Source organism: Flavobacterium xanthum (assembly GCF_900142695.1).
GTDB lineage: Bacteria > Bacteroidota > Bacteroidia > Flavobacteriales > Flavobacteriaceae > Flavobacterium > Flavobacterium xanthum.
The window spans coordinates 158173-176811 of the sequence record NZ_FRBU01000001.1 but is presented as its reverse complement, the minus strand read 5'-3'; the positions used below and the strand labels follow the sequence as shown (position 1 = coordinate 176811).

Below are 18639 nucleotides of genomic sequence, written 5' to 3'. Positions count from 1 at the left end.
CAAACAAACGACAATTGAATAATCAAAAACGAAATACGGTTCTGTTTTTCTTACTTACTTTAGGGCTTATTGTTTTGTTTTTTGTAAACATTAGTTTTGGTTCCATTACAATCCCTTTTAAAGAAATTTACACTAGTTTAACCGGTGGTCAAGCGAGCAAATCTACCTGGGAATACATCATCATTAATTATCGTTTACCCAAAGCAATTACGGCAGTTCTTGTAGGAATGGGGCTATCGATAAGTGGTTTACTGATGCAAACTTTATTTAGAAATCCCCTAGCAGGACCTTATGTTTTAGGACTTAGCTCAGGCGCCAGTTTAGGGGTTGCCTTTGTGTTTTTAGGAGCAGGTGTACTACCGCCTTTTTTAAGTACTGTTTTATTATCGTCCTACGGAGTGGTTCTAGCATCAACGGTAGGAAGTTCAATAGTATTATTAGCTGTTTTAGCTGTTTCCTATCGATTGCGCGATACCATGGCTATCCTAATTGTAGGATTAATGTTTGGCAGTTTTACCAGTGCCATAGTCGGGGTGCTTGCTTATTTTAGTTCAGCTGAACAATTACAAAAATTCACTTTTTGGTCTATGGGAAGCTTGGGCAATTTATCTTGGTCATCTATTGTAGTTTTAACGGTTTGTGTTGCGATAGGATTGTTATTAAGTGTCTTTAGCATCAAACCGCTAAATGCCTTATTGCTAGGGGAAAATTACGCTCGCAGTTTGGGTTTGAATTTCAAAAAAACACGATTAATCATTATTTTTGCTACTAGTATTCTGGCAGGAAGTATCACCGCTTATGCAGGCCCAATAGCTTTTATAGGATTAGCGGTGCCTCATATCGCAAAATTAGTATTTCAAACCAGTAACCATTCGGTTTTGTACTGGAGCACCTTGCTTTTAGGAGCATCGATTATGCTTATTTGTGATATTATTTCAGAATTGCCAGGATTGGGAATTACTTTACCAATTAATGCCGTAACATCAATAATTGGCGCCCCAGTGGTGATTTGGTTACTAGTCAGAAAACGAAAAATGATTGCCTAATGGAACATAATATCATCTTAGAAGCTTCAAAAATTAGCATTGGCTACTCTCGTAAAAAAGAGCATATCGTAGTGGCTTCGGCTATTTCTATAAATTTAAAAAAGGGAAAACTGATTGCTTTAGTAGGCGCTAACGGCATTGGAAAATCGACACTTTTAAAGACGATAACAGGTATCCAGAAACCGCTGCAAGGTGCTGTATTTTTAAATGAAAGGAAAATTAGTTCCTATGAACCTTTAGAGTTAGCACAAAACCTGAGCATAGTTTTAACAGAAAAGTTACCGCCAAGTAATTTAACCGTCTTTGAACTCATCGCACTGGGAAGACAACCGTACACCAACTGGATTGGAACTTTATCTGAGGTCGATATATCGAAAGTAAACGAAGCCATGGAATTGACACAAATTAGTTCTTTAGCTGCAAAAAAACATTATGAAATTAGTGATGGTCAGTTACAAAAAGTATTGATTGCAAGAGCTTTGGCACAAGACACCCCATTAATAATTTTAGATGAACCTACCACCCATCTCGATTTATTACATAAAGTGGCTTTGTTTAAACTTTTGAAAAAACTTACGCAAGAGACTGGAAAGTGTATTCTATTTTCTACCCATGACATTGATATGGCGATACAATTGAGTGACGAAATGATTATCATGACTCCTGAAACTGTCTTGCAAGACGAACCTTGTAATTTCATTTCGAAAGGAAGTTTTAATACACTATTTAAAGATGAGCATATTGTTTTTGACAATGAAAAAGGAAAGTTTACGATTGTTTAAATTTTTAAACTAATTTGGCGGTTTGCTTCTCCAATAACAAAAGCGACCGAATTAGCGATATTAAAACTTCTAATTAGCGGTGACATAGGAATTGTCAAATGATTTTCAAATTGGTTCAAAACAGCTTCACTTAATCCTTTACTTTCTTTGCCAAAAACCAACCAATCTCCGTCCTGAAAATCAATCTCGAAATATGATTTTTTAGCATGAGAACTCATAAGAAAAACCCGAGATAAGTCAGGAATGCTTGCTTTCCATGATGCAACATCCTGATATTCTGTCACATCAAGATGAACCCAATAATCGAGACCGGAACGTTTTAGGTTTTTATCATTAATAACAAACCCAAAAGGATGAATCAAATGCAAACGACTGTGCGTGCCTACGCACAAGCGCCCTATATTCCCCGTATTGTTTGCTATTTCGGGCTCCACTAAAACGATATTTAACATGTAGTATAGATTAATTGGTTATTTGGTTATTTGAAAATCTTCCACTTTTAAAACTTCTCCAGCCTGTAAATCATGAAGATGAACCGTTCCTATTCGGACACGAACCAATCTCAAAGTTGGGAAACCAACAGCAGCAGTCATTTTTCGCACTTGACGAAATTTTCCTTCATTGACCGTTATTGAAGCCCAAGAGGTAGGGCCGTGACGTTCATCCCGAATTTTTTTTCCTCTCGCTCCAAAAGCAGGAAGCTCCTGTATCAAGGAAGCTTTACAGGGTTTAGTAACGTATTTAGTTCCACTAAAACCGATTTCAACCCCTTTTTGCAATCGCTCGATGGCTTCTTGATTAATGATTCCATCTACTTGGACGTAATATTCTTTATCGACTCTTTTACTGCGAATGATTTCGCTCATCATGCCATCCGTTGTCAGCAACAATAATCCTTCGGAATCCTCATCAAGGCGCCCGATAGCCATTGTTCCTGTTGGAAAATCATATAATTCTCCTAGCAGTTTCTTTTTTCTTTTTAATTCATAAACAAACTGACTCAAATACCCGTACGGTTTATGAATGATAAAATGAGAATGAGGCATTGTGTTGATTTATTAGTGCATGCAAAGATAGTTTTGTTTTTGTTGGATTTAAAAGTGACTGGCTACATTTATTGCGATAAACCAAAAGCAATGTTAAATAGTTCAAACATCTCATATTAATGACGTACTATTATAAACAATAAGATTAATAACTAAACAGAAAGATCATGGAAAATAATGATTTAGGTTCAAAAAAGACCAATAATAAGCAGCCTATAAACGACCAAATTAGTAGCGAAAAGATGCTTAACGAAAACAATACAAACGCGCCAAAACTGAAAGATGAAATAGAAATTGATGCTAATGGAAATGAAAAAGTTGTTCAAAGAGCGCGTAATGTTGATGGGTCTAATGCTGCTATTCCCGAAGCCGAAGAGAGAACATGGAACGAAAACGAAAGTTTAAGCCGGGGCGTTTCCTCAGAAAAAGAAGCGATGAAAACGGTTGAAAATGAAGACCTCAACTCAGACATTACTGCCCACAGATACCCTGCTTCTCATCCAGATAATAAAGAAGACCGAGGAAATATTAAACTGGACGAATAAGTATTTGTTTCGTATTTTAAAAGCCAATAAGGACTCCTTCCTTATTGGCTTTTTTTGTTGCAATTAATAGTCAATCCACCAAAAAAATCTATTTAACTACCAAATAAATTACCTCGGAGCAGAGCCACAGAGGTATTAGCGAAATAACAGCCACAGATTCACAGATTTTCAATAATCTTTTTTAATCTGTGAATCTGTGAATCTGTGGCTAAAAAAATCGAAGCAAAGCTTCGAGGAATTAAACCAAAAGAGATTAAAAGATTTTATTTACAATCTAAAATAGCTCAATTTATAATATTCTCTTAACGTTGGAAATATTATTTTTGCTGCTTAATCCAATTGTAAACCTATGAAACACAATTACCATTTACGCCATTTAATGGCTTTTTTAAGTTTTTTTTATTGCCTATCAACAACCGTTTTTGCACAAGGAACGGCACTCATAGCGCAAGAGTTGCCTTTCGCTCAAAATTTCACCACTCTTGATGCAGCATCTACCACTTATCCCGCAGGATTTCAGGGTTGGACCGCCAGCACAGCTCCGGGAAGTTCATTCAATACAACAGCTACATTAGTTGCAGATAGAGCTTTAGTTGCCAGTAGTACAGCTGCTACCAGCAGTGGAAATTTCCATAATTACAATGGAAAAATTGGATTTTTAAACACCGGTTCCTTAGATTTAACAATTGGGTTTGTATTCAAAACACTTGGTAAATCCGGAATTGCAGTAGAATATGATGCGATGGTGATTCGGAATCCTTATAATGGCACATCGAATTCTCGTATCAACGAATTAGTACTGCAATATCGAGTTGGTACAGCCGATGCATTTATTACTTTATTACCAACGGTCTATGCCAGCGGAACAACAGCACAAACATCTGGAACAGCAGAAGTGAATAGCCAAAAAATAAAAGTAGTTTTACCATCGGAGTGTGATAATAAAGAGGTAATTCAAGTACGTTGGATTTCAAGACAAGTATCTGGAGGCGGTTCTCGTCCCTCTTTTGCCATTGATAACATAAGTGTATTTAATGATGTAACACCACCTGTAAATGCAGACGGATTCCCAAAAATTACCAACATCTTATCGGATGGATTTGATTTTTCGTCCAAATTAAATGAGACTGGAAAAACATATTTCGTGATCTTGCCATCAGGAAGTGCTGCTCCAAACGCTGCTCAGATAAAAGCAGGAACAAACGCCTCAGATGCAGCGGCATTAAAAGCAGCGGTACTTGAAATTTCGGATGCTACTGTTGTTTATTCAAAAAACAGTACAGGATTAGCTCTAGGAACTGATTATGTTGTCTATTCCATATCTGAAGATGCCATTGGCAACATTCAAGCTGAAAGTAATAAACTAGACGTCACTACTTCTAGCGTTGTCGTTCCTTCCCTGTCAACTACTAAAACTGCCTTAGATTTTAGTTTCATAGAGCAAAACTTCAGCTCAATTGCATTAAGTTACCAACTTCAGGCACTTAATCTAAGTGGAGCAGTTACGCTTTCGGCATCCCAAAACTTTACCATTTCTAAAAATGAGACTTCTGGCTTTCAATCAACATTGGTTTTTGCTGCAGAAGATTTCAATACGGGAACCACACCTTTGGTTTATGTCAAATTTACACCTACTGCAACCGGCCTTTTTTCAGGACAAATCACTCATGAATCAAACGGAGCTTCTACTAAGACAGTGGCGGTATCAGGAACAGGAATTAATCCTTACATCCAAGATTTTAATGATGCAAATGTTCTAACAAACAGTGGTTGGACGGAATATAGCGTAGCCGGTGACAAGATTAAGTGGGTGAGCACCACGACACGTTTTAACAGTTCTCCTGCAGCAGTTCAAATAAATGGATATTCTGAAACAGGAGCTAGCAAAGATTGGTTAATTTCTCCTAATTTACGTTTAGATACATTTGACAAATTCCCTTTGTTATCTTTCTATTCTCGCAAATTTTTCTCTGGAACACCGCTAAAACTAATGATTTCTTTAGATTATGATGGTAAAAGCAACCCAGAAACAGCAACTTGGACTCCCTTAGAAGGCGATTTTCCTACCACTACAGGAACCTTTAAACAGTCGCAATACATCAATTTGGAAGCTTATAAATCTGATCATACTTTTATAGCTTGGGTTTACGAAACTACAAATTCTGGTGGGACAGATACTGCCGAATGGACCCTTGATGATGTAAAAATCACGAACGAAACAACATTTCTAGCCTTAAATCCTACTTTGAATTTTGGAGAAGTAGCGCCAAATACAGCGTCAGCAAGCCAGTCTTTTATTTTCATGGCAGGCGGTTACGGCGATATCACTGTAACGGCTCCTGCTGACTACCAATTATCTGTTGACAACAGTAATTTTCAATCCAATTTAGTGATTTCAGCTACTGATGGAGTTGCAGGTAAAATAATTTATGCTCGTTTTTTCCCTTCTTCCAAAGCATTGAGTATTTCGGGTCCTTTGACCGTTGTTGGAACAGGATTGAACCAAGAAATAGGTTTATTAAATGGATCTTCATTACCTAAAACAGAAACCTTTGATATTGTTACGTACAATTTAGAATTTTTTGGAAGCAATGTAATTGGTTCAACAGGAACTGAGTTTGGTCCAACAGACGACGCATTGCAGATTGAAAACGCAGCGAAAGTCATGAACACTTTAAATGCTGACGTTTATGCCGTTCAAGAGGTTTCTGACGATGCCGCACTGGATCTTTTAATCCAAAAAATAAGCATTAACGGAAAAACTTTTGACAAAGTAATTTCTCCAGCCTGGTCCTACTCCTTTAATGCTCCTGAAGCTGACTTCCCCGCTCAAAAATTAGTTGTAATTTATAACACGCAAACAACAACAGTAAAAAAGTCAAGAGTGATGTTCAGTAAACTTTTTGATGAAATTCGTGCCGGAAGCAAAACTTTAACCAATTATCCTGGCGGTGTGAGCGCGAGCTTCTTTTCTTCAGGCCGTTTACCTTATATGGTCGAAATGGAAACAAATATAGGTGGAGTAAAGAAAGATCTAAAAATTATTGACATCCATGCTAGAGCCAACAGCGGTAGTGACATAGCGCGGTACAACATGAGAAAATATGATGTTGAACTATTGAAAGACAGTTTAGATGTCAATTACCCAGATGCCAATTTGATAATTTTAGGCGATTACAATGATGATGTTGATGAATCCGTTATTGCAGGAAACCCTTCTTCGTACCAGAAAATGGTGGAAGACAATGTACGCTACAATCCTCTAACTTTAGAAATTAGTAAAGCAGGAGCTTTTACTTACTTGTCCTCTGGAGGTTTCTTAGATCATATTATCATATCAAACGAGTTAACTAAGGATTATGTGCCCAATTCAACTTTAGTTTATGACCCTCGTTTAGACGTAGCAAACTATGTCAATACTACTTCTGATCATGGTCCAGTTATCGCACGATTTGAGTTAAAAGCAGATGCAACTTTAGCTATCAATGACTTGATTGCAACAAAAGGATTATCTGTAATGGCCTATCCAAATCCCGCTTCAGAATCATTCAATATTGTTATTAATTCAGAAAACGGACAAGACTTAAGTCTAAACATTTATGATATTCTTGGAAGAGCAATGGGAGCTCCAACGCAATTAAAAGGCCCAATTGGTGAAAACACTACAAAAATAAATAGTACTAAATTACCTGTAGGGATTTATATATATACCCTTTCCAATGGAAACAAGGTTGTATTTAAAGGAAAAATAGTAAAAAAATAAAATCCCTTTTTCTACATTCCAAAAGCCAGATTTCTTCATTGAAATCTGGCTTTTTTTTCTAAAATAGTTTAAGACAACTCCCTGCTGAAATAAAAAAAACTACTAAATCGCTAGCAAAAAAGGAGACTATTACGTATAAAACTACCCTAGAGAATCCTATTTTTTCAAAATATAAACCCTTCAAAAACTTATACTAGTATTTTGATTTCTCAAAAGAAACTAGAAATCTTTTGTTTATTTTTACATTGTTACAAAAAAAAATTTATGTCAAATACACTTCCCTTTTTACTGATTTTCATCGTTGCTCTTGGTATTGGAGTTTATATTGGAAAACTTCTATTTGTTGCCAGATTCCAGTTGGAAAAAAGTAGCTTGGAAGAGAAATTAATCACTTTAAATTCTCAATTCGCCCAACAGAGAGAGCAATTAATGATTGATAAAATGGGTTTTGAAAAACAATTAGAAGCCCAAATCGTTGCTAAAGAAGGTATCCGAACTGAAAAAGACAGTTTAGCAATTCAGCTTACTAAAAAAGAAGTAGATTTCGAAAATCTCTGGGAGCGCAACAAAGAACAAAAAGAAGAAATCGAAAAACTACAGGAAAAATTCACCATTGAATTTGAGAACTTAGCCAACAAAATATTGGAGGAAAAATCGAATAAATTTACCGAACAGAACAAAGAAAACATGAAAAATATCTTGACTCCATTGCAAGATAAAATTCAATTGTTTGAAAAAAAGGTCGAAGACACCCACAAAGAAAGCATCGATTATCATGCCGCTTTACGCCAACAAATTTTGGGATTACGAGAAATGAATATCCAAATGAGTAAAGAAACCATCAACTTGACCAAAGCGCTCAAAGGCGACAGTAAAATGCAGGGAAATTGGGGCGAACTGGTATTAGAACGCGTTTTAGAGAAATCAGGATTGGAAAAAGGACGCGAATACCAAGTGCAACAAGCCTTCACTACCGAAGACGGAAATCGCGTATTTCCGGATGTTGTCATTAATCTGCCGGATGGCAAAAAAATGATTGTCGATTCAAAAGTTTCTTTGACCGCTTATGAAAAATACATCAATGAAGAAGATGATACTTTGAAAATTAGTTATCTAAAAGAACATGTCAATTCCATCAAACGCCATGTTGAGCAATTAGGAAATAAAAATTATCATGATTTGTACCAAATAGAAAGCCCTGATTTTGTATTGTTATTCATCCCTATTGAACCCGCATTTGCTATGGCCCTAAATGAAGATACGAGTTTATACAATAAAGCATTCGAAAAAAATATTGTTATTGTAACTCCCGCCACATTATTAGCTACCTTACGAACGATTGATAGCATGTGGACGAATCAAAAACAGCAGGAAAACGCATTAGAAATAGCACGTCAAGCAGGAGCACTGTATGATAAATTTGAAGGTTTTGTAGGTGACTTGATCAAAATTGGCAAAAAAATAGACGAGAGTAAAACAGAGTACAGCAGCGCCATGAACAAACTTGTGGAAGGAAAAGGAAACCTAATTGTAAGTGTCGAAAAATTAAAAAAAATGGGAGCAAAAGCAAAAAAAGCACTTCCCGAAAACATAGTAAACTTAGCCGAAAAAGACGAAAATCAATTTCTAAATTAATAAAAAATGAGAAAATTTTTAATGATTACCACTGCAATACTAGTACTGTTTATTGTAGGTTATTTTACTTTTTTATACAATGCAACCTACAGTGAAGGCTTTCGTTCAGGCGAATTAATCAAAGTCAGCAACAAAGGAGTTGCTTTCAAAACATGGGAAGGAGAAATTAGTCAAGGAATTTCTGGCGCACAAATATTTTCTTTTTCAGTAATGGATAGCGAAGAAAAAGTAATCTTAGATTTAAAAGAAATGGAGGGTCAATATGTTCAAGTAAAATATGTAGAACGGTACCGAACATTTCCGTGGTGGGGCGACACGCGCTATTTTATTACAGACGTCAAAAAAGTAAATTCTCCTTTTAAAATAAAATAGATGAATCGGACCTTTAAAACTGTGGCCTCCTCAGACATTAGTATTTCAGAATTGATGTTGCCCAATTACACCAACTTTAGTGGTAAGATTCATGGAGGATATATTTTATCCTTGATGGATCAAATTGCATTTGCCTGCGCTTCAAAATTCTCAGGTAATTATTGCGTTACCGCCTCGGTAGAAACTGTAAATTTTCTAAAACCGATTGAAGTGGGCGAACTCGTGAAGATGAAAGCCAGCGTAAACTATGTGGGTAAAAGCTCGATGATTATAGGAATTCGTGTAGAAGCCGAAAACATCCAAACCGGAAAAATCAAACATTGTAATTCCTCTTATTTTACAATGGTTGCCAAAGACAGCACAGGCAAGAGCGCATTAGTACCCGGTTTAATCCTTTCGAACAACAATGATGTACGCCGTTTTTATAACTGCATTAAACAAATATCCTTAAAGAAAGAAAAAGACCTAAATGAGGAAGAATTCGATTATACTTCTAAAGAATCACTAGAAAATTTAAAAAACTACAATATACAGTTGGAATTCTAAAACTGTAATAGGTTAGCTATCATTAGTAAAACTGAAAAATAGGAGTGTTTATAATTTCCTCAAGTGGTTACAACTTTTCAATATGCAACAGTTTTTGTGCTTACTCGAGCCAATAATTTTTTTTGATGCCAATTCATCTAGGGTTACTACGGCCCTATAACTGGACGCTCCACTAGTTTCGGGTAGTGACTACTTGAACAAATTCAGGCGCCGAAACTCCAAATAGATAATAAACAGAGCATTCTCTAATTACTTGCTACTCAAAAACCACTATTAAAGTCTTTTTAAAAGTAAAACCTACTGCAATTTCTGATTAAAAATCGGGTGAAAAATTAACTGATGTTACTATTTTTCAAAGATAAAAAACTTTTATATATTCTATTTTTTTCATAACTTTAAGTAATTCTATTAATAATAAGATTATGTCTAAAATGTATAGTATCAAGCCGATATGGTAAAAAATAGAATCTCCCGCATGCTTTAGGGAGAATGTATTCAAAAAAGAGTCGGTATAATTTAATTCATAAAGTGTTATGGAAAAAATTACCTCAATAGCGCTACTCTTTATTGCTCTTGCAATTAACGCCCAGGAAAAATTGGTTTCATACGCAGGCATCACAAATTTTGAGGCTTCAATACCTTTGTTTGAGGAGGTGAAAGCAACGAACGAAAAAACTACCTGTATTTTGATCACTAAAACAGGCGATATTGCGTGTTGGATTAACATCAAAGATTTTAAATTCAAAAGAAATTTGATGGAAGAGCATTTTAACAAAAATTACATGGAAAGCAACCGGTATCCAAGAGCCTTCTTTAAAGGTACTATTGAAAAATTTGATTTAAACAACCTTACCTCAGAATTTCGCCCCTATCAAATCAACGGCAAAATAACCATACGGGGTCGTACTAAAAAAATGACAATCAAAGGAACACTAAAAAGGGTCGATAATGGAGTCGAGATCCAATCCGAATTCCCCTTAAACACGGATGATTTTAGGATCGAAATTCCTTTTATCGTACGCAGCAAAATAGCGAAAAACGTAAATACTCAAATTGTTTGTGTACTAAAATAATGCTATTTTGTTAAACAGTCTCGCAATGCTTCTTCTAAATTTTTAAACTTAAATTTAAAACCCGTTTGTTCTATTTTATCAGAGGAAATTCTTCTTCCCGTCAATACAATTACGGCCATTTCCCCCATCACAAGCTTCAGAACAAACGCAGGCACATTGGGCAACCAGATCGAATAGCCAAAAATACGAGCCAATGTTTTAGAAAATACGGCATTTGTAGTATTGTCGTTAATGGCAGCGTTATAAGGCCCAACCATTTCAGTATTTTCAATCGCTTCTAAATACATGGTACACAAATCATCAACATGAATCCATGGCATATATTGGTTGCCTGAACCCAATGCTGAACCCAATCTGTATTTGAAAAGCGGAATAAGTTTCTTCAAAAAACCGTCGTTTTTGCCTAAGACTAATCCCGTTCGGATTTTAACAGTACGGATATTTAAATTTTCAATAAAATCAATAGACTCTTCCCATTTTTGACAGGTGTATCCTAAAAAATCATTAGCTGGAACAGTCTCTTCGGTACAGATTTTTTTCCCATTTACTGCTCCATAAATTCCAACGGCCGAGGCTGAAATAAACGCGTCAAGCTTTTTGTAATGCTTTTTTAAAACCGAATATAACAGTTGGGATGATTTTTCTCTGCTATCAATGATGGCCGCTTTTCGTTTCGCACTCCATCTTTTCTCTGCGATATTTTCGCCTGCCAGATGAATGATGTAATCTGCTTTTAAAACTGCTTCCTCCTCAATTGTGCCGATTGCAACATCCCACTTATAGTAGAAAATATCTCCCTTATTTTTCTTTTCAGTTCTACTCAAGATAGAAACTGAATATCCTTTGGTAAGCAACAGCGCCGTTAAATGTCTACCGATAAATCCCGAACCGCCGCTTATTAAAACATTTTTTTTCATAATAGTGTAAAGCTAATGATTTATAACGATATAAAATTATATTAAATTTTGTTTAACTTTATTAATATATCGTTAAACATTCACTACCTTTATACTCTAATTTGAAACACAGAAAAAATGGCTACTAAAAAAACAGTAATAACTAAGGACAAAATAGTTTCAATGTACATGAACTACGTACTTGAATACAGTGAGAAACCAAAATCAGTATATCATTTTACAAAAATAAATGATTTTTCGGAAACAGAATTTTATGCCTTTTTTGGTACTATAGAAAGTATTGAGAAAGAAATCTTTAAAATGTTCTTAGAAAAAACAGTTGAATTGCTAAATAAAAACAAAGACTACGAAACCTATGACATGAAAAGTAAGTTACTGAGTTTTTACTTCACTTTCTTTGAAATACTTACAGCAAACAGAAGTTATGTCGTGATGACCTTAAAAGAACACAACAATCAATTGAAAAAATTGATGCAACTTTCTGGACTTAGAAACAGTTTTAAAAACTATTTGGCTGAAATTATTTCAGATAACTTTAGAACACAGCAAGAAAAACTTCAAAATTTCCAAGAAAAAACATTTCAAGAAACCTCTTGGATACAGCTTTTATTAGCTTTAAAGTTCTGGATAGATGATTCGTCTCCTGCTTTTGAGAAAACAGATATTTATATCGAAAAATCAGTAAAAGCAACTTTCGAACTAATGAACATTGCGCCTTTAGACAGCTTAATCGACTTTGGAAAATTTATTTTCAAAGAAAAAATATACAACAAATAATGAAAACCATAGACTACATACCTACTTCAAAAATTGAAAGAGCAACAAAACTTGTGCAAACAGGTGCCAAAGTTGGTGTTAACTATTTAAAATATTATGGAGAAAAAATGGTCAATTCAGATTTGACTCGTGATAAATTAAATGAAGACAATGCAGAGGATATTTACGATGGCCTGAAAAGTCTGAAAGGAAGTGCTTTGAAAGTTGCCCAAATGCTAAGTATGGACAAAAGTTTTCTACCACAAGCCTATGTCGAAAAATTTTCTCTTTCCCAATTTTCTGTTCCGCCACTTTCAGCTCCTTTAGTGTTAAAAACGTTCAAGGCAAATTTTGGAAAAACACCATTTGAAATATTTGATGAATTCAACTCCACCTCTCTTAACGCAGCTAGTATTGGACAAGTGCACGTTGCCTTTAAAGACGGTAAAAAATTAGCAGTGAAAATTCAATATCCTGGAGTTGCCAACAGTATTTCATCTGATTTAGCGATGGTAAAACCCATTGCTATCAGAATGTTTAACCTTCAAGGCAAGGATTCCGATAAATATTTCAAAGAAGTAGAAGACAAATTGATTGAGGAAACCAATTATCTCTTGGAATTAAAACAAAGCCAAGAAGTAGTTGCCGCTTGTAAAAAAATTGAAAACTTAGTCTTTCCAGAGTATTATCCAAAATTTTCATCAGAGAAAATTATCACCATGGACTGGATGACAGGGATTCACCTTTCTGAGTTTACAAAGAAAAATACGGACCAAAAAGTGGCTGACAAAGTGGGTCAGGCCTTATGGGATTTCTACATGTACCAAATTCATATTCTGAGAAAAGTACACGCTGATCCACATCCTGGTAACTTCTTAGTGAACGATAAAAACGAATTAGTGGCATTGGATTTTGGGTGTATGAAACAGATTCCAACGGACTTTTACACTCCGTATTTTGAGTTGATTGATAAAAAAGTTATCAACGACCCTAAAATATTCAATGCTAAATTATTTGATTTAGAAATTTTACGAGCAGACGATTCCAAAGAAGAGGTAGCCTATTTCACCGAATTGTTCCATGATTTATTATCCTTATTTACGAAGCCTTTTCAAGCAAAAACATTCGACTTCTCGGATGAAACTTTTTTTGAAAGTATCGCGCAATTGGGAGAACGATTTTCAAAAGATACGAATCTTAGAAAAATGAATGGAAACAGAGGCTCTAAGCACTTTATTTACATGAATAGAACCTTTTTTGGCCTATACAATTTGATGTTTGATTTGAAAGCAAAAATTGTTGTCAATGAATATGAAAAATACAACTAGTGAAAAAGGAAAATCTGCCTTCAAAAATGTGCTTGGTATGCAACCGGCCTTTTAACTGGCGGAAAAAATGGGAGAAAGTATGGGACGAAGTCAAATATTGTAGCGAAAAATGCAAAAAAAACAAAAAGGTTTAGTTTGGTTTAGAAATGATTTAAGAGTTACTGATAATGAGTCTTTAACTACTGCCATTGCCGAAAATAAAGTTGTCATTGCGGTGTATTGTTTTGATCCAAGACATTTTATGGAGGCCAATTACGGTATTAAAAAAACAGAAAAATTCCGAGCTAAATTTTTAATTGAATCAGTGACCGAATTAAGGATAAATTTAAAAAAACTGAACATACCGCTTTTAGTTTATTACCAAAAGCCAGAAGATGCAGTTCCAGAGCTTTGTAGTAAAAACGAAATTAATTCTGTTTATTTCCAAGAAGAATGGACGAGTGAGGAAGCGGACATTTTAGCAAAAATAAAAGTGAAAATTTCAAATTTTGTAGCGTTTAAGGGCACTTATAATCAATTTTTATTTCATCCTGAAGATGTTCCCTTTGAGATACAATTGATTCCAAATGTTTTTACTCAATTCAGAAATCAATGCGAAAAATGGGCGAAAGTCAAAACGGAATTTGTTGTGAAGCCAATGCCAAAGGAAAATTGGAAAGCCAATGAAACTGAAATCCCTTCAATGGAAACATTAGGTTTTAGTGATTTTAATTTAGATAGCAGATCCGCTTTTCCTTTTCGAGGAGGAGAAGAAGAAGCGTCAAAAAGGTTGCAGTATTATTTTTGGGAAACAAAAAAAATTAGTGTCTATAAATTGACCCGCAACGGATTAATTGGGACAGATTTTAGTTCGAAATTTTCACCTTGGCTGGCAAATGGCTGTATCTCTGCCAAAACAATCTATTGGGAGATTGTTAACTATGAACAACAAATAGGAAAAAATGACTCGACTTATTGGTTAATTTTCGAATTGATATGGAGGGACTACTTTAAATATATTTCATTAAAAAATGGGAATTCTATTTTTAAAATTGGAGGAATTCTAAACAAAAGTTACGATTGGAAAAAAAATACGGCAGACATTGAGAATTGGATAAATGGAACTACTGCAGCTCCCTTTGTAAATGCAAATATGATCGAATTAAAGCAAACAGGCTGGATGAGCAATCGTGGAAGACAAAATGTAGCTTCTTATTTCGCTAAAGAGCTTCTGCTAGACTGGCGTATCGGTGCCACGTATTTTGAATCGATGCTTATAGATTACGATGTTCACAGCAACTACGGCAATTGGATGTATGTATCAGGAGTGGGCAACGATCCTAGAAACCGAAAATTCAATGTTGATTTACAAGCTAGCAATTACGATGGACAATCAAAATTCCAGAACTTATGGTTGCAACAACAAATTATTTTAGAAAAATAAAATGAACACAAGTAAAAAAATAATCAATGTGGTTTGGTTTAAAAGAGACCTTCGTTTACAAGATAACGAGGCAATCTTTAATGCAATAAACACGGGCAATCCAACTTTGTTACTTTATGTATTCGAGAAATCTTTAGAAAATGATTTGCATTACAGTTCGCGACACTGGAATTTCATCAAGCAATCCATAGTAGATTTAAATAAACAACTGAAACCTTCCAACACGCACATTTTAGCAGTCTCTTCAGAAGTGCTTCATGTTTTCAATATCTTAGAGGAACTTTACAAGATAGATACTGTGTTTTCACATCAGGAAACAGGATTGAAAGTCACCTATGAAAGAGACAAAACATTCAAAAGATTTTGTAAAAACAACCAAATAAACTGGGTTGAAAACACGAATAACGGAATTTTTAGAGCTTTAAGAAACAGAACCAATTGGGTATCTCAGTGGGAAGAATATATGAATCAACCCCAATATATTTTTGATGCTAACCCAACAAATTACCTGTCGTCTGAAGCTATCGAAGAACTTGAAAAAACATTAGAGAAAACAAATCTAGAGACTATTCCAGATAGCATCTTCCAAAAAGGAGGCGCTACCATGGCTGGCAAATATTTACAAACTTTCTTTGATGAACGCTACCATAATTACAGCTCACATATTTCAAAACCTTTACTAGCTAGAAAAAGTTGCAGCAGATTATCACCCTACATTGCTTGGGGAAATTTATCCTCAAGACAAGTATTGCAAAAAGCGGCTGCTTTTAGACTGGTTTGCAAGGACAAAAAACAAATTGATTCGTTTGTATCCCGACTCACATGGCAAGCACATTTCATTCAAAAATTTGAAATGGAAGAAATCATGGAGTTTGAAAGCGTAAATAAAGGATTTCATTCCTTGAAAAAGAAAATCAATGAGAATTATATTCAAGCATGGAAAACAGGCCAAACTGGATTCCCATTAGTTGACGCTTGCATGCGTTGCTTGAACGAAACAGGTTATCTAAATTTTAGGATGCGCGCCATGCTCGTTTCCTTTTTTACCCATAATTTATGGCAGCCATGGCAGGAAGCTACGCAACACTTGTCCCAGATGTTTTTAGATTTTGAACCAGGAATACATTTTCCGCAGTTGCAAATGCAGGCTGGTGAAACCGGTATCAACATGTTACGCATATACAATCCAATCAAGAACAGCTACGAGCACGATGCTGACGGTGAATTTATAAAAAAATGGGTTCCAGAATTACGAGATTTACCTCGCGCTTTTGTACATGAACCTTTTAAAATGACTTATTTAGACCAAAAATTTAATAATTTTGAAGTGGGTGTCAATTACCCAAAACCAATTGTGAACATGGAAAGAACCAGAAAATTTGCCAGTGATTTTTTATGGCAAATGAAAAAAAATCCTCTGGTAAAAGAGGAAAGTTCAAGAATTTTAAAACTTCATACCATGGCTGACATTGGCGACAGCGAATAATACCGATAGAATCTAGCAATTAACCTCAACATTAAAAAATAAAATACCGTGACTATTAAAAAAGAACTCACTGATTTAGAAAAAGATAGAATTATAGAAATGGCTTGGGAGGATCGAACTACGTTTGATGCTATTTTACTGCAATTTGGCTTAAAAGAACAAGAAGTAATTGAGTTAATGCGCACCGAAATGAAACCTTCCAGTTTTAGAATGTGGCGCGAAAGAGTACAAGGTCGTAAAACAAAACATGAAAAGCGAAGAGACTTTAGGGAAGGACGTTTTAAGTGTACGATGCAACGACAGATTAACAACAACAAAATTTCTAAAAGATAGCTTCGGAAAGCAATAAGAAAATACCGAATAGAATTAAATAACTAATTGAACAATATATGAAAAACATAGTAATCATTGGTGGTAGTAAAGGAATTGGTAATGCCATTTTGTTGCAACAATTGAAGAACAACATAGTCTACAACATCAGCAGAAATGCGCCAGAAATTACACATGCCAATCTGAAACATTTTACCGTGGATGTTTTACAAGATGCGCTACCAGAAATAGAAGTCATAGATACACTGATTTATTGTCCGGGTTCTATAAATTTAAAACCTATAGGAAGTCTGAGTATTGAGGACTTTAGAAATGATTTTGAAATAAATGTCATTGGAGCTGTAAAATCCATTCAGAAATACTTACCAGTTTTAAAGAAAGGAACAAATCCATCTATTATTCTATTCAGCACCGTAGCCGCTAAATTAGGAATGCCTTTTCATGCTAGTATTGCTACTGCAAAAGCGGGAGTCGAAGGATTAGTAAAATCGTTAGGTGCCGAGTTAGCTTCAGTAGTGCGGATCAATGCCATTGCTCCAACTATTACTGAAACTTCACTTTCGGCTAATATCTTGAGAAACGATCGCATGAAAGAAAACATGATTGAGCGCCACCCCATGAAAGGTTATTTGAAACCGGAAGAAGTAGCCAATATGGCAAACTTCTTGATTTCGGAAGATGCAAAATCAATTTCAGGTCAAGTGTTCGAGATGGATTACGGAATAGTGACTTTTAAAATATAATAAAACAGAATTTTCTACCAGTAAGAAATTAAGACTAGTACGTTAACGCGATTACTTATTGTTAATCATCGAATGGTTTAAATAAAAAATGCTTCAGAACGCATTTAAAAAGATAAAATAATTAGCCCAATATATAATTGAAATATAGAATACGATGATAAAAGAACTAAAAAGCTACGAGAAAATTGAGCAGTACGACGCGGAAATAACAGCATCACTAGCAGATAATTATAAAACTATAATTGACAATCTAGGTGAAGATGTCACTCGTGAAGGTCTAGAAAAAACTCCTGAAAGAGTAGCAAAAGCCATGCAATATTTAACACATGGTTACGGATTAGATCCTCTAGAAATACTTCAATCGGCTATGTTTACTGAAGACCACAAACAAATGATTGTGGTGAAAGATATTGAAGTGTATTCGATGTGCGAACACCATATGCTTCCATTTTTTGGTAAGGCACATGTAGCCTATATTCCAAATGGAAAGATTGTAGGTTTAAGCAAAATCCCAAGAATTGTGGATGCTTTTGCCAGAAGAATGCAAGTACAAGAACGCTTGACGGACCAAATTAAAGATTGTATTCAAGAGGCATTAAATCCACTTGGGGTCGCCGTTGTAATTGAAGCACAACACATGTGTATGCAAATGCGTGGTATTCAAAAACAAAACTCAGTTACAACCACTTCTTCTTTTACAGGAGCATTTGAAAAAGACAAGACTAGAAAAGAATTTATCAGTTTAATTTCTAATAAATTCAGTTAATTTGGAATTCAAAAAATTTGGTACACTAAAAAAGGCTGAAAAAAAGCCGTAAAATAGTTCGTCATTTGTGACTAAATTATTG

The 18639-nt window shown here is 35.1% G+C and carries 19 protein-coding genes; 16 read left to right on the top strand and 3 right to left on the bottom strand.

The window, feature by feature from the left end; all coding sequences use genetic code 11:
* The first annotated feature begins 14 nt into the window (after positions 1-14).
* Both BUC11_RS00765 and BUC11_RS00760 read left to right on the top strand, forming a co-directional pair.
* Positions 15-1046: a FecCD family ABC transporter permease gene (locus BUC11_RS00765; protein ID WP_073350885.1), complete on the top strand. Its 1032-nt coding sequence runs from the start codon at positions 15-17 to the stop codon at positions 1044-1046.
* Complete coding sequence (locus tag BUC11_RS00760) at positions 1046-1828, top strand: ABC transporter ATP-binding protein (RefSeq protein ID WP_073350883.1); 783 nt, start codon at positions 1046-1048, stop codon at positions 1826-1828. Before BUC11_RS00765 ends, BUC11_RS00760 begins: the two co-directional genes overlap by 1 nt.
* Here BUC11_RS00760 and BUC11_RS00755 read toward each other — a convergent pair.
* Entirely contained in the window at positions 1825-2280 is a 456-nt protein-coding gene (locus BUC11_RS00755) for a tRNA (cytidine(34)-2'-O)-methyltransferase (protein ID WP_073350881.1), read from the bottom strand. The two genes, BUC11_RS00760 and BUC11_RS00755, sit on opposite strands and share 4 nt — an antisense overlap.
* A gap of 18 nt (positions 2281-2298) precedes the next feature.
* Positions 2299-2874, bottom strand: coding sequence for a pseudouridine synthase (locus BUC11_RS00750; protein ID WP_073350879.1), 576 nt, complete (start codon positions 2872-2874; stop codon positions 2299-2301).
* Between the two features lie 167 nt (positions 2875-3041).
* Between BUC11_RS00750 and BUC11_RS00745 the strand changes: the two genes are divergently transcribed.
* The 6 genes from BUC11_RS00745 (at position 3042) to BUC11_RS00720 (ending at position 10808) form a co-directional block, all read left to right on the top strand.
* The gene (locus BUC11_RS00745) at positions 3042-3419 is read left to right on the top strand and encodes a hypothetical protein (protein ID WP_073350877.1); all 378 of its coding nucleotides are present in this window, start codon (positions 3042-3044) and stop codon (positions 3417-3419) included.
* Between the two features lie 349 nt (positions 3420-3768).
* On the top strand, positions 3769-7182 hold the full coding sequence (locus BUC11_RS00740; protein WP_073350876.1) for a T9SS-dependent choice-of-anchor J family protein: 3414 nt from the start codon (positions 3769-3771) through the stop codon (positions 7180-7182).
* A 264-nt stretch (positions 7183-7446) separates the two neighbouring features.
* A complete protein-coding gene (locus tag BUC11_RS00735; protein ID WP_073350874.1) occupies positions 7447-8817 on the top strand; it encodes a DNA recombination protein RmuC in 1371 nt (456 codons plus the stop codon).
* Positions 8818-8823: 6 nt separating this feature from the next.
* Positions 8824-9189, top strand: coding sequence for a 6-phosphogluconate dehydrogenase (locus tag BUC11_RS00730; protein ID WP_073350873.1), 366 nt, complete (start codon positions 8824-8826; stop codon positions 9187-9189).
* Positions 9190-9735 carry an acyl-CoA thioesterase gene (locus BUC11_RS00725; RefSeq protein ID WP_073350872.1) on the top strand — a complete coding sequence of 182 codons (546 nt, stop codon included), beginning with the start codon at positions 9190-9192 and terminating at the stop codon, positions 9733-9735. It abuts the gene before it with no gap.
* A gap of 533 nt (positions 9736-10268) precedes the next feature.
* Entirely contained in the window at positions 10269-10808 is a 540-nt protein-coding gene (locus BUC11_RS00720) for a YceI family protein (RefSeq protein WP_073350870.1), read from the top strand.
* A 2-nt stretch (positions 10809-10810) separates the two neighbouring features.
* Here BUC11_RS00720 and BUC11_RS00715 read toward each other — a convergent pair whose 3' ends face one another.
* On the bottom strand, positions 10811-11725 hold the full coding sequence (locus BUC11_RS00715; protein ID WP_073350869.1) for a TIGR01777 family oxidoreductase: 915 nt from the start codon (positions 11723-11725) through the stop codon (positions 10811-10813).
* 117 nt (positions 11726-11842) lie between these two features.
* On the opposite strand from BUC11_RS00715, the gene BUC11_RS00710 reads away from it, so the two are divergent.
* The 8 genes from BUC11_RS00710 (at position 11843) to folE (ending at position 18557) form a co-directional block, all read left to right on the top strand.
* Positions 11843-12502, top strand: a complete 660-nt coding sequence (locus tag BUC11_RS00710) for a TetR family transcriptional regulator C-terminal domain-containing protein (RefSeq protein WP_073350867.1) — start codon at positions 11843-11845, stop codon at positions 12500-12502.
* On the top strand, positions 12502-13809 hold the full coding sequence (locus BUC11_RS00705) for an ABC1 kinase family protein (RefSeq protein WP_073350865.1): 1308 nt from the start codon (positions 12502-12504) through the stop codon (positions 13807-13809). Before BUC11_RS00710 ends, BUC11_RS00705 begins: the two co-directional genes overlap by 1 nt.
* Positions 13809-13943 carry a DUF2256 domain-containing protein gene (locus BUC11_RS00700; RefSeq protein ID WP_073350863.1) on the top strand — a complete coding sequence of 45 codons (135 nt, stop codon included), beginning with the start codon at positions 13809-13811 and terminating at the stop codon, positions 13941-13943. Before BUC11_RS00705 ends, BUC11_RS00700 begins: the two co-directional genes overlap by 1 nt.
* Positions 13919-15232, top strand: coding sequence for a DASH family cryptochrome (locus tag BUC11_RS00695; protein WP_073350861.1), 1314 nt, complete (start codon positions 13919-13921; stop codon positions 15230-15232). Before BUC11_RS00700 ends, BUC11_RS00695 begins: the two co-directional genes overlap by 25 nt.
* A 1-nt stretch (position 15233) precedes the next feature.
* Positions 15234-16718 (top strand): cryptochrome/deoxyribodipyrimidine photo-lyase family protein, encoded by a 1485-nt coding sequence (locus tag BUC11_RS00690; RefSeq protein ID WP_073350859.1) that lies wholly within the window; start codon positions 15234-15236, stop codon positions 16716-16718.
* 48 nt (positions 16719-16766) lie between these two features.
* Complete coding sequence (locus BUC11_RS00685; protein ID WP_262487731.1) at positions 16767-17051, top strand: TIGR03643 family protein; 285 nt, start codon at positions 16767-16769, stop codon at positions 17049-17051.
* 56 nt (positions 17052-17107) lie between these two features.
* Positions 17108-17791 carry an SDR family NAD(P)-dependent oxidoreductase gene (locus BUC11_RS00680; RefSeq protein WP_073350855.1) on the top strand — a complete coding sequence of 228 codons (684 nt, stop codon included), beginning with the start codon at positions 17108-17110 and terminating at the stop codon, positions 17789-17791.
* 154 nt (positions 17792-17945) lie between these two features.
* Positions 17946-18557, top strand: coding sequence for a GTP cyclohydrolase I FolE (gene folE / locus BUC11_RS00675; protein WP_073350854.1), 612 nt, complete (start codon positions 17946-17948; stop codon positions 18555-18557).
* The last annotated feature ends 82 nt before the right edge of the window (positions 18558-18639 follow it).

Bases quoted from the DNA above. Each gene is read 5' to 3' on its own strand.
- BUC11_RS00760 (WP_073350883.1), top strand. From the start codon at position 1,046: ATGGAACATAATATCATCTTAGAAGCTTCAAAAATTAGCATTGGCTAC.
- BUC11_RS00755 (WP_073350881.1), bottom strand. From the start codon at position 2,280: ATGTTAAATATCGTTTTAGTGGAGCCCGAAATAGCAAACAATACGGGG.
- BUC11_RS00750 (WP_073350879.1), bottom strand. From the start codon at position 2,874: ATGCCTCATTCTCATTTTATCATTCATAAACCGTACGGGTATTTGAGT.
- BUC11_RS00745 (WP_073350877.1), top strand. From the start codon at position 3,042: ATGGAAAATAATGATTTAGGTTCAAAAAAGACCAATAATAAGCAGCCT.
- BUC11_RS00740 (WP_073350876.1), top strand. From the start codon at position 3,769: ATGAAACACAATTACCATTTACGCCATTTAATGGCTTTTTTAAGTTTT.
- BUC11_RS00735 (WP_073350874.1), top strand. From the start codon at position 7,447: ATGTCAAATACACTTCCCTTTTTACTGATTTTCATCGTTGCTCTTGGT.
- BUC11_RS00730 (WP_073350873.1), top strand. From the start codon at position 8,824: ATGAGAAAATTTTTAATGATTACCACTGCAATACTAGTACTGTTTATT.
- BUC11_RS00725 (WP_073350872.1), top strand. From the start codon at position 9,190: ATGAATCGGACCTTTAAAACTGTGGCCTCCTCAGACATTAGTATTTCA.
- BUC11_RS00720 (WP_073350870.1), top strand. From the start codon at position 10,269: ATGGAAAAAATTACCTCAATAGCGCTACTCTTTATTGCTCTTGCAATT.
- BUC11_RS00715 (WP_073350869.1), bottom strand. From the start codon at position 11,725: ATGAAAAAAAATGTTTTAATAAGCGGCGGTTCGGGATTTATCGGTAGA.
- BUC11_RS00710 (WP_073350867.1), top strand. From the start codon at position 11,843: ATGGCTACTAAAAAAACAGTAATAACTAAGGACAAAATAGTTTCAATG.
- BUC11_RS00705 (WP_073350865.1), top strand. From the start codon at position 12,502: ATGAAAACCATAGACTACATACCTACTTCAAAAATTGAAAGAGCAACA.
- BUC11_RS00695 (WP_073350861.1), top strand. From the start codon at position 13,919: ATGCAAAAAAAACAAAAAGGTTTAGTTTGGTTTAGAAATGATTTAAGA.
- BUC11_RS00690 (WP_073350859.1), top strand. From the start codon at position 15,234: ATGAACACAAGTAAAAAAATAATCAATGTGGTTTGGTTTAAAAGAGAC.
- BUC11_RS00680 (WP_073350855.1), top strand. From the start codon at position 17,108: ATGAAAAACATAGTAATCATTGGTGGTAGTAAAGGAATTGGTAATGCC.
- folE (WP_073350854.1), top strand. From the start codon at position 17,946: ATGATAAAAGAACTAAAAAGCTACGAGAAAATTGAGCAGTACGACGCG.